This is a genomic window from Methylobacterium symbioticum, from assembly GCF_902141845.1.
Taxonomy (GTDB): Bacteria; Pseudomonadota; Alphaproteobacteria; order Rhizobiales; family Beijerinckiaceae; genus Methylobacterium; species Methylobacterium symbioticum.
Genome location: NZ_CABFPH010000054.1, coordinates 25,044 through 36,063 on the forward strand (window position 1 = coordinate 25,044; position 11,020 = coordinate 36,063).

Below are 11,020 nucleotides of genomic sequence, written 5' to 3' on the forward strand. Positions count from 1 at the left end.
CCGCGCCTCGAACGGTCCGGGATCCCGAAGGGATCCCGGGATTTCAAGGGTCGGCCACCCAGTGGCCCGGGGCGACCTCGACCAGGTCGCCGGGCAGGCCGTCCGCCAGGTCGTCCCGCGCGCGGGCAGAAAGGCGGGCGCGCTCGGCCTCCGGATCGGGCAGGGGCACTGCCGCGAGCAGGCGGCGGGTGTAGGGGTGGCGCGGATCCTCGTAGAGCCGGTCGCTCTCGGCAAGCTCGACGATGCGCCCGCGCCAGAGCACCGCAACCCGTTGGCAGAGATAGCGCACCATGCGGAGGTCGTGGGAGATGAAGAGGTAGGAGAGGCCGAGATCCGCCTGCAGGTCCTGAAGCAGGTTCACGACTTGCGCCTGAATCGATACGTCGAGCGCGGCAATCGGCTCGTCGGCGACGATGAAGCTCGGCTTGAGGGCGATGGCGCGGGCGATGCAGATGCGCTGGCGCTGCCCGCCCGAGAATTGGTGGGGGAAGCGCCCCATGAAGGCCGGATCGAGCCCGACCCGCTCGAACAGATGGGCCACCGCGGCCCGGCGCTCGGCCGCGCCCATATCCGGCCGGTGCAGGCGGAACGCCTCGGCCACGTAGGCGCCGACGCTCATGCGCGGGTTGAGCGCGGCGTAGGGATCCTGGAACACGGTCTGGATGCGGCTGCGCGCGCGGCGCAGCGCCCGCGGGGAGAGCGTGGCGAGATCGGTGCCCTCGAAGGCGACGGTGCCGGAGGTCGGCGGGTTCAGCATGGTCACGGCCCGGCCGATCGTCGACTTGCCGGAGCCGGATTCGCCGACGAGGCCGAGCGTCTCGCCGGGGGCGATGTCGAAGCTCACGTCGTGGACGGCGCGGAACACGTCGCCCTTGCCGCCCCACCAGGTCCGCAGGGGATAGGCCTTCGAGAGGTTGCGCACCGAGACGACGGGGTAGGGGACGCTCCGCATCATCGTGCGCGCTCCTCGGCGAGACGGGCCGGCAGGTCGTACCAGGCGGCGACGAGATGGCCGGGCGCGGCGCCCTCCGCCTGGACGAGGGGCGGCATCTCGGCCCGGCAGCGGGCGGTGGCGTAGGCGTTGCGCGGGGCGAAGGGATCGCCCGCCGGCGGACGGCGCATGTCGGGCGGACTGCCGTCGATCTGCTGCAGGCGCCGCCGCCCGGCGCGGCCCCCGCTGAGGTCCGGCAGGGAGCGCAGCAGGCCGAGCGTGTAGGCGTTGCGCGGGTCGCGGAAGATGTCGTCCACGGGGCCCCGCTCCAGGATGCGGCCGGCATACATCACCTGCACCGTGTCGCTGATGCCGGCGACCACGCCGAGATCGTGGGTGATCCAGATGATCGCCATGCCGAGCTCGCGCTTCAGCTCCTGCACCAGGGCAATGATCTCGGCCTGCACGGTCACGTCGAGCGCCGTGGTCGCCTCGTCGGCGATGAGGAGCTTCGGGCGGCAGGCGAGGCCGATCGCGATCATCACCCGCTGGCGCTGGCCGCCGGAGAACTCGTGCGGGTACTGGTCGAGGCGGCCGGCCGCGTTCGGGATGCGCACGAGGTCGAGAAGCTCGCGGGCCCTGGCCCGGGCCGCGCGCCGGTCGAGGCCGAGATGGATGCGCAGGGGCTCGACGATCTGCGCGGCCACCGTCATGCCGGGGTTGAGCGAGCTCATCGGGTCCTGGAAGACGAAGCCGATCTCGCCGCCCCGCACCCGGCGCAGCTCCCGCTCGGGCAGGGCGAGGAGGTCGCGCCCGCGGAACAGCACCTGCCCGCCGGCGATCCGCCCGGGCGGGCGCGGGATCAGGCCGAGCATGGCGAGCACGTGCACGCTCTTGCCCGAGCCCGATTCGCCGACGACGCCCAGCGTCTCGCCCTCGTTCAGGGCGTAGGAGACGCCGTTGACGGCGTGGACCGTGCCGCCCTCGGTGTCGAAGGTCACGCGCAGATCCCGCACGTCGAGGAGGGGCTGGCTCATGTCCGCTGCCTCGGGTCGAGGGCGTCGCGCAGGCCGTCGCCGAGCAGGTTGAAGGCCAGCACCGCGACGAAGATCGACAGGCCCGGCCAGATCGCCATCCAGGGCGCCTGGTCCATGAAGTTCTTGGCGACGTTCAGCATGGCGCCCCAGGAGGGCTCGGGCGGCTGCTGGCCGAGGCCGAGGAAGGAGAGGCTGGCCTCGGCGATGATCGCGGCGGCGATGGTCAGCGTCGCCTGGACGAGGATCGCCGGCACGATGTTGGGCAGGATGTGCACCAGCGCGATCCGCCAGGGCGGGTTGCCCACCGAGCGGGCCGCCTCCACGAACTCCTCCGCCGCCACCGCCCGCACCTGCGCCCGGGTCAGGCGCACGAAGGTGGAGGTAGCCGACAGCCCGATCGCCAGCATGGCGTTGGTGAGGCTCGGCCCCAGGAAGGCGGCAAGCGCGATCGCCAGGATCAGGAAGGGGATGGCGAGAAGCGCGTCGGTGAGGCGCATGATCGCCGCATCGACCCAGCCGCCGGCATAGCCCGCGACGAGCCCGATCGGCAGGCCGAGCGCCACGGCGAGGCTCACCGAGACGAGGCCGGCCCCGAGCGAGGCGCGCGCGCCGTAGATGATGCGCGAGAGCACGTCGCGGCCGACCTCGTCGCCCCCGAAGGGATGGGCGAGGCTGGGGGCCGCGCGCACCGCCCCCCAGTCGGTGGCGGTCGGATCGTAGGGCGCGACGAGATCGGCGAGCGCGGCCACCGCGACGAGGGCCACGACGATGACGAGGCCGATCACGGCGCCGCGCCGCGCCGCCAGGCGCCGCCAGAAGGCCGCGACCGAGCCGGGCTCCTGCACGATCGCGAGGTTTCCCGCGGGCGCCGCGACGCCGGCGGCTTCGGTGAGGGGGGTGCCGGTGCTCATCGGTGGCTCCCGGATCGAGCTCCCAGAGCGCTCTCCGTCGAAGTGGATCCCGGTTCAGCGATAGAGCGCGCGTTGAAACAAAGGCTTAGAGCCACCAGCGCCCTTCCTCCCCCCTCTGCGGGAGAGGGTGGCCCCTGCGTCAGCAGGGGTCGGGAGAGGGGTACGGCGGTTCCGGATGGCGCTCGGCATCGACACCGAGCCTTCGTCTGGAGCCGGGTTCCCCTCTCCCGACCCGCTTCGCGGGCCATCCTCCCCCAACCCCAGTCGGGCCTGCCCGACTGGGGCAGAGCGCTGCGGATCTTGGGCACGCCCAGGATCCGTGGGGGGAGGGAACGCGCCCGGTCCGGACCGATGTGTGAACATGATGGCGCAGAGGGGGGAGGGAGGGCGCGCGTGTCGGATCCCGTCGCGGCAGACCAAACCGGCATGACAGGATTCCTCATGCCCGGCGCAGCTTCGGGTTGACCACGGCCGAGAGCAGGTCGGCGGCGAGGTTGAGGGCGATGTAGGTGGCGGCGGTGCAGATCACGACGCCCTGCACCGTGGCGAAGTCCCGGTTGAACACGGCGTCCACCATCAGCTTGCCGAAGCCCGGCACGGAGAAGACCTGCTCGGTGAGCACGGCCCCGGAGAGAAGCTGCCCGAATTCGAGCGCGCCGAGCGTGATGATCGGGATCGCGGCATTGGGCAGGGCGTGGCGCAGCACGAGGCGCAGCGGCGAGACGCCCTTGGCGCGGGCGGTACGGACGTAGTCGGAGCCGAGCACGCCGAGCATCGCCGCGCGGGTATGGCGCATCATCACCGCGGCGATGGCGTTGCCGAGCACGAAGGCCGGCATCGCCATGGCCTTCAGGTTCTCGACGAGGCTCTCGCCCGGCGGCACGTAGCCCGAGGCCGGCAGCCAGCCGAGATGCACCGAGAACAGCAGGATCAGCAGGATGCCGAGCCAGAAGTTCGGCACCGACAGGCCCCAGAGGGCGATGCCGTTGGCCGCGGCATCCATCCAGGTGCCGCGCCGGACCGCCGAGAGGATGCCCATCGGCACGCCGATGGCGAGCGCCACCAGCATGGCGAGGCAGGCGAGTTCGAGCGTCACCGGCAGCTTCTCGAGGACGAGCTCGGCCACCGGCTTCTGCAGGCGCACCGAGACGCCGAGATCGCCCTGCAGCACGCCGCCGATCCAGTAGGCGTAGCGCACGGGCAGCGGCTGATCGAGGTGGTACTTCTCCCGGATGAAGGCGATGACCTCGGGGTCGCGCTCCTCGCCGGTCAGGGCCGTGGCGACGTCGCCCGGCAGCAATTGCTGCAGGGCGAAGATGATCATCGAGGCCAGGACGAGGGTCGGGACGGCGAGCGCGAGACGATGGGCGAGGAACCGCAGCATCAGTTGAGCTTCAGCCCGGTGAAGCGGGCGAGGCCGTCCGGATAGGGCACGAAGCCGGTGAGCTTCGGGCTGTAGGCCCAGAGCAGCTTGCGGTGCATCAGGTAGACGCTCGGCCGGTCGGTCAGGACCTTGTCGGCGAGCGCCTTCCAGGCCGCCTTGCGCTTCTCCGGATCGACCGAGCCGCGCTCGGCCTGGAGCGCCGCGTCGGCCTCCGGGCTGCAATAGCGCGGGTAGTTGATCGGCGCCTTGCAGGCGAGGAAGCTGAAGGTGTTGCCGTCCGGGTCCGGCCGGCCGCTCCAGTTGTAGAGATAGGCCTCGTAATTGCCCTTGTCGGCAAGGTCGAGGGCGGTGGTGAAGTCGGTCGCCTGGAGCCGCACGTCGAAGCCCGCCTCCTTGGTCATCGCCTGGATGACCTGGCCGACCTGGGGCGCCTCGCTGTTGGCGTAGACCATCATGGTGATCTGGGGCCGGGGCTGGCCGGCCTCGGCGAGCAGCGCCTTGGCCTTGGCCACGTCCCGCTTCGGCAGCGGATACTCCTTCACGTAGTCCGGGTGCTTGGGCGAGACCCACTGGTTGCCGGGCAGGAACTCGCCGTTGAACACCACCTGGCTGATGGCGTTGCGGTCGAGGGCGAGGTCGAAGGCGGCGCGCACGCGGGGATCGGCGACGGGCGAGCCGGCCTTGCTCAGATTGAACAGGACAGACTGGAAGCCGAGCTCGTAGGTCGAGGCGAGCTTGAGCTTGGCGTCGCGCGCCACCTGGGGCGCGTCGGTGGGAGCGAGGCGCTCCAGGAGGTCGAGCTGGCCGGCGCGCAGGTTGGTCAGCCGCACCGTGCCGTCGGGGATCGGCCGGAACTCGATGCGCTGGATGTGGATCTGGTCCTTGTTCCAGTAATCGGGGAAGCGCTCGACCACGATGCGGTCCTGGGGCACCCGCTCCACGAACCTGAACGGGCCCGCGCAGACCGGCCCGGTGGCGAACTTGTCGCCGAGCCGCTCGGCCGCCTTGGGCGAGACCAGCATGCCGGCCCGGTCGGTGAACTGGGCCATCAGCGGCGCGAAGGGCTGCTTCAGGTTGATCTTGAAGGTGAGGTCGTCCACCACCTCGACGGAGTCGATCGGCGCGATCTCGCCGCGGCGCTGCGAGCCCGGCATCTTCAGGTGGCGCTCGATCGAGAACTTGGCCGCCGCCGCGTTCACGGGCTCGCCGTCGTGGAATCTGACGCCCGGCCGGAGCGTCATGGTGAGCGCCTTCTCGTCGGGCGAGAGCGCCCACGTCGTGGCGAGCTGGGGCACCGGCTTCAGGTCGGGGCCGATATCCACGAGCTTGTCGCAGAGCGCGGCGAAGACCATGCGGCTCGCGAAGGTGCGGGCGAGCGTCGGGTCGAGGGCGTCGGGATCCTCCATCATGCCGTAGCGCAGGGTCTGGGCCGAGAGCGGCGCGGTGAGCGCGAGCCCGGCGGCAAGGCAGGCGGCGGCAAGACGCAACATTCAGGGGTCCCGTTCGTCCGAGGGGTCTGAGGTCGTGCCGCGAAGGGTCCGGCGGCGGGGCCGGCGCGTCAAGGCCGCCGCGTGGCGACCCTGTGGCACACCATGTTCCAAGCAGCTTCCGTGCCAGTGAATGCAAAATGCGGCACACCTTGTGCGACCTCAGAGAAGGGCGCAACACGGCAGCGGATCCCGCGTCCGGTTGACCGGAGCGGATGCGGGACAGCCAAGCCCGCGCGGCGTCCGAGCGACGACGACATCCGCCCTCCCGGAGGGATCGCCCGGGTGTCGTCGAGCCTGCGACCCGCCATCCACGGACGCGAATCGATGAAGCCTTTCGTCTGGAACCACGGCTATCCCTCGCTGCGCATGCCGATCTTCGGCCGCAACGTGGTGGCGACCTCGCACGCGCTCGCGGCCCAGGCCGGGCTCAAGATGATCTGGCGCGGCGGCAACGCGGTCGACGCCGCCATCGCGGCGGCCGCCGCCAAGACCATCACCGAGCCGTGCAGCAACGGCCTCGGCTCGGACGCCTTCTGCATCCTGTGGGACGGCAAGCAATTGCACGGGCTGAACGCCTCCGGCGGCGCCCCGGCCGCCTGGACCCCGGACTATTTCCGCCGCAAGTACGGGGAGGCGCAGCGCCCGCCGATGCGCGGCTGGGATTCCGTCACCGTGCCCGGCGCCGTCGCGGCCTGGGCGGCGCTCAGCGAGCGCTTCGGGCGCCTGCCCTTCGCCGACCTGATGGAGCCGGCGATCGAGATCGCCGAGCGCGGCTACCTCGCCCCGATCGTGGTGCAGCAGAAATGGGCCGCCGCGGCCCGCCTGCCCGAGCTGGCCGGCCAGCCGGGCTTCGCCGAGGTCTTCCTGCCCTACGGGCGCGCGCCGGAGGTGGGCGAGCGCGTGCGGCTGCCGGGCATCGCCCGGACGCTGCGCGCCGTGGCCGAGACCAAGGGCCGGGCCTTCTACGAGGGCGAGATCGCGGAGGCGACCGCCCGCCACGCGGCCGCCCATGGCGGCGCCATGACGGTGGCGGACCTCGCCGCCTTCCGCCCCGAATGGGTCGAGCCGACGGGCAAGGATTATCGCGGCTACACGCTCCACGAGATCCCGCCGAACGGGCAGGGCATCGCCGCCCAGATCGCGCTGGGCATCCTGGAGGACTTCGACCTCGCCGCCCTGCCGCCGGACGGGCCAGAGAGCCAGCACCTCCAGATCGAGGCGATGAAGCTCGCCTTCGCCGACACCTACCGCTACGTGGCCGACCCGTCGGGGATGACGGTGACGCCCGAGCAGATGCTCGATCCGGCCTATCTGAAGGCGCGGGGCAGGCTGATCGACCGGACCAGGGCGCAGGATTTCGGCCCCGGCAATCCGGCGAGCGGCGGCACGATCTACCTCACCACGGCGGATTCGTCGGGCATGATGGTCAGCTTCATCCAGTCGAACTTCATGGGCTTCGGCTCGGGCGTGGTGGTGCCCGAATGGGGCCTCTCCCTGCAGAACCGCGGCTACGGCTTCCACCTCGATCCGGCGAGCCCGAACGTCGTGGCCCCGGGCAAGCGGCCCTTCCACACCATCATCCCCGGCTTCCTGACCAAGGACGGCGCGCCGGTGATGAGCTTCGGCGTGATGGGCGGCAACATGCAGCCGCAGGGCCATGTCCAGACCCTGGTGCGCATGCTCGACCACCATCAGAACCCGCAGGCCGCCTGCGACGCCCCGCGCTGGCGCGTCAACGAGGGCCTCAGCATCAATGCCGAATCGACCATGCCGGCCGGGACGGTGGAGGCGCTCGCCGCGCGCGGCCACCGCATCGAGGTGATCAACGACAGCTACCAGGATTTCGGCGCCGGCCAGTTCATCTGGCGGATGGGCGATCCGAGCGAGGACGGCTACGTCGCCGCGAGCGATCCGCGCCGCGACGGACAGGCGGTGGTGTGCTGAGCGCGCACCGCTGACGGATCCCGGGCCGGTCCCGGGGACCGCGCAATGACGGATCGCGGTGGTCCCGGCCTTCCGGTCGGGACCACCGCGTCCGGCCCAGATCGGCCGCCCGGTCGCGGGCGGCCCCCGTGTCAGGCCGCCCGCACCGTCGCAAGGAAGCGCGCGACCTCGGTCGAGAGGTGCTCGGACTGGCGCGACAGCTCGGAGGCTGCGCCGAGGACCTGGCTCGCCGCCGCCCCCGTCTCCTCCGCCGCCCCGGCCACGCCGGCGATGTTGCCCGTCACCGCGCTCGTCCCCGTCGCGGCGAGCGTGACGTTGCGCACGATCTCCTGCGTGGCCGCCCCCTGCTCCTCCACAGCGGCGGCGATCGAGGTGGCGACACCGCTGATCTCCTGGATCCGCCCCGCGATCGAGCCGATCGCCGTCACCGCCTGACCCGTGGAGGCCTGGATCAGCGCGATCTGGCTCGAGATCTCCTCCGTGGCCCGGCCCGTCTGGGCCGCCAGCTCCTTGACCTCGGCGGCGACCACCGCGAAGCCGCGGCCCGCCTCGCCGGCGCGGGCCGCCTCGATCGTGGCGTTCAAGGCCAGCAGGTTGGTCTGGCTGGCGATGGTCGAGATCAGCCCCACCACGTCGCCGATCCGCGAGACGGCCGCGCTCAGGTCCTGCACCAGACCGCCGGTCTGGTCCGCCTCGGTGACGGCCGACCGCGCGAGGTTGGCCGAGCTGTCGACCTGACGGCCGATCTCGCTCACGGACGAGCCGAGTTCCTCGGCCGAGGCCGCGACCGTGCCGACATTCGTGGCGGCCTCCCCGGCCGAGGCCGCCGCCGTGGCGGACTGGCTGGCCGTCTGCCGCGCCGTCGCGGTCATCTGCAGGGCCGTGGCCTGCAGCTGGGTGGCCGCGGCGGATACCCGGTCGACGATGCCGCCGACCGCCGCCTCGAAACCGTCCGCCATCTGGCGCATCCCGTCCTTGCGCAGGTCCTCGGCGGCGAGGCGCGCCTGCGCCGTCTCCGCCTCGAGCTGGCGGGTGCGGATCAGGTTGTCCTTGAAGACCTGCACCGCCCCGGCCATGGCGCCGATCTCGTCGCCGCGCCCCATGCCCGGGATGGTCGTCTCGAGCGTCCCGTCCGCGATGGCCCGCATGGCCCCGGAGAGGCGCAGGATCCCGCTCACGACGCGGCGATGGACGGTCAGCGTGACCGCGAGGGACAGGAGCACGGCCACGATCCCGATCGCCAGGAAGAACAGGAACGCGGTCCGGGCCTCCCGGGCGTTGCGGTCGGCCTGCGCGACCACCGCGTCCATGATCGCGACGGCCGTGTCGACGATGCTGGCCTGGCCCTTGAACAGCCCCTCCGCCCAGCCGGCCGAGGCCGCCGCGCTCACCGGCTCGCCATCGGCGATCGCCGCGACGAGCCCCGTCCGCAGCGTGTGGAAGGGTCCCGCGAAATAGGTGGCGTCGGCCGCGGCGTAGGCGGCCTTCACGGAGGCCTCGACCTGCGGCAGCGCCAGCATGCCTCCGACGACCGTCCAGGCCGTGACGGTGCGCGTCTCCGCAGCACGGAGCTGGTTTCGCTCCGCCGCGGTGGCGAGCCGCCCACCGGCCAGGACGTTGTTGACCGGCGTGCCGACCTCGCCGCTGGTCGAACGGGCCAGCCAGGTCACGGCCCGGGCGTTCAGCATCGCCGCCGTGCTCGGATCCAGGCTCTGGATCTCCGCTCCCAGAAGCGCGGACGCCCCCTCCAGATCCTTCAGGAGATCACCGCCGAGGTCGTTGAAGCGCTTCGCCAGCGTCCTGTCGCGTGCCGCGCTCGCCTGTACGGCGGCGGCATCGACATCCTTCCGCATGCGCGTCCACGCCGCGAAGGCCGTCGCGATCCGCCGGCTCGCCGCGACCAGCTCCGGGAGCGGGCTCGCCGTGAGGCCTCCCACGGCCGCGGTCACGCTCTCGTCCAGGGCGCCGCGGACCTCGGTCGAGACCTTGCGGTGGTGGCGCGTCACCTCGGGCTCCCCGAGCAGCACCGCGGAGGTGTAGCCCCGCTCGATCCGCAGGCGGCTGAGGCTCAGGAACAGGTCGCGATCGAGAGCGGCGTAGGCGGCGACGCGCTGAGCCGTCGTCATGCCGACATAGCGTTGCAGGAGCGCGTTGCCGGCCAAGGCCATCGCCATGAACCCGAGCAACAGGACCATGCCCGTCAGCAGACTTCGAATCGAAATATGTCTCATCACTGCCCCCAATGGATTTTCTTGAAATGCATTCTAAACGGTTAAATTTCGATTAACATCTGAGCGAATTCAATATAAACTACATGATACAAAGTGCATTTATTCGATCTGCAACCTCCAGTTTCATCAACATCAACATTCGTTCGGACGACGCGCGATCGGCAGGGCGCCCGACGCGACGGGAATTGTCTCCGCGGACGCTTTGAAAGACGCCGGACACATCGTCCGCGTGGAACGCGCGATGCGAAAACTGGATCGAGGCCCGGGAGAGGGGGGTCCTTGCGAAGGCACGGGCCAGGCATGCCCGGACCCGATCGATCCTGCGCCGGAATCTCGCCGTGATCCGCCAGTCGGGCGGCTCCGAGTGCTTGTTTCAACGCGCTCTCGTTCGCCGAACCGGCATCCACGTCGGCTCAAGAGCCTGTTTGAGCTGGATCGAGCCGGTGTTCACTCCGCTGATCCCCTCCTCGACCTCATCCTGAGGTGCCGGAGCGAAGCGGAGGCCTCGCACCTCAGGATGAGGTGGTTTGGTGGGATGAGCCAGGTCTCTGCATGAGGATCCGTCGATCCCGCTCAAACAGGCTCTAAGAGCGCCCTAGGCGCACCGGGCCCGGATGAAGCGGCCGGCGCTCGCCAGCGAGCGCCTTCCGTCCTCCACCTCCGGGTAGAACAGATGCCAGGCATGGATCATGTGCGGCCAGATCTGGAGCCGCACGCAGATATCGGCCGCCCCCGCGACGCCGGCCAGCCGCACGGCATCGTCGAGCAGGGTCTCGGCCGAGCCCACCTGGATCAGCATCGGCGGCAAGCCGGCGAGGTCGGCGTAGAGCGGCGAGACCCGGGGATCGCGCGGGTCGGCCCCGGCGCAGTAGAGGCCGGCGAGCTCCGCCAGATAGGCGCGCCCGATCAGCGGGTCGGCCGCGGCCTTGGTCTCCAGGCTGGGGCCGGTCAGCGCGAGATCGGTCCAGGGCGAGCTGAGCCAGAGGCAGCCCGGCAGCGGCAGGCCGGCCGCGCGCAGGGACACGGCCGCGGCAAGGGCGAGGCCGCCGCCCGCGCTCTCGCCCGCGAGGGCGATGCGCCCCGGCGCCGTGC

The 11,020-nt window shown here is 71.3% G+C and carries 8 protein-coding genes; 1 reads left to right on the forward strand and 7 read right to left on the reverse strand.

The window, feature by feature from the left end; all coding sequences use genetic code 11:
• Positions 1-43 precede the first annotated feature (43 nt).
• The 5 genes from MET9862_RS17725 to MET9862_RS17750 form a co-directional block, all read right to left on the reverse strand.
• Positions 44-952 carry an ABC transporter ATP-binding protein gene (locus MET9862_RS17725; protein ID WP_185156912.1) on the reverse strand — a complete coding sequence of 303 codons (909 nt, stop codon included), beginning with the start codon at positions 950-952 and terminating at the stop codon, positions 44-46.
• Positions 952-1,968 carry an ABC transporter ATP-binding protein gene (locus tag MET9862_RS17730; protein ID WP_142584227.1) on the reverse strand — a complete coding sequence of 339 codons (1,017 nt, stop codon included), beginning with the start codon at positions 1,966-1,968 and terminating at the stop codon, positions 952-954. The genes MET9862_RS17725 and MET9862_RS17730 overlap by 1 nt, the downstream gene beginning before the upstream one ends.
• The gene (locus MET9862_RS17735; RefSeq protein WP_142584228.1) at positions 1,965-2,879 is read right to left on the reverse strand and encodes an ABC transporter permease; all 915 of its coding nucleotides are present in this window, start codon (positions 2,877-2,879) and stop codon (positions 1,965-1,967) included. The genes MET9862_RS17730 and MET9862_RS17735 overlap by 4 nt, the downstream gene beginning before the upstream one ends.
• Positions 2,880-3,318: 439 nt before the next feature.
• On the reverse strand, positions 3,319-4,263 hold the full coding sequence (locus tag MET9862_RS17745; RefSeq protein ID WP_142584230.1) for an ABC transporter permease: 945 nt from the start codon (positions 4,261-4,263) through the stop codon (positions 3,319-3,321).
• Positions 4,263-5,753 carry an ABC transporter substrate-binding protein gene (locus tag MET9862_RS17750; RefSeq protein ID WP_142584231.1) on the reverse strand — a complete coding sequence of 497 codons (1,491 nt, stop codon included), beginning with the start codon at positions 5,751-5,753 and terminating at the stop codon, positions 4,263-4,265. The genes MET9862_RS17745 and MET9862_RS17750 overlap by 1 nt, the downstream gene beginning before the upstream one ends.
• 324 nt (positions 5,754-6,077) lie before the next feature.
• On the opposite strand from MET9862_RS17750, the gene MET9862_RS17755 reads away from it, so the two are divergent.
• The gene (locus MET9862_RS17755) at positions 6,078-7,697 is read left to right on the forward strand and encodes a gamma-glutamyltransferase family protein (RefSeq protein WP_142584232.1); all 1,620 of its coding nucleotides are present in this window, start codon (positions 6,078-6,080) and stop codon (positions 7,695-7,697) included.
• 131 nt (positions 7,698-7,828) lie between these two features.
• Here MET9862_RS17755 and MET9862_RS17760 read toward each other — a convergent pair whose 3' ends face one another.
• Positions 7,829-9,892: a methyl-accepting chemotaxis protein gene (locus tag MET9862_RS17760; protein WP_244612771.1), complete on the reverse strand. Its 2,064-nt coding sequence runs from the start codon at positions 9,890-9,892 to the stop codon at positions 7,829-7,831.
• Positions 9,893-10,523: 631 nt separating this feature from the next.
• Positions 10,524-11,020: alpha/beta hydrolase fold domain-containing protein (locus MET9862_RS17765; RefSeq protein WP_142584234.1), on the reverse strand; the 497-nt coding region annotated here is incomplete at its 5' end.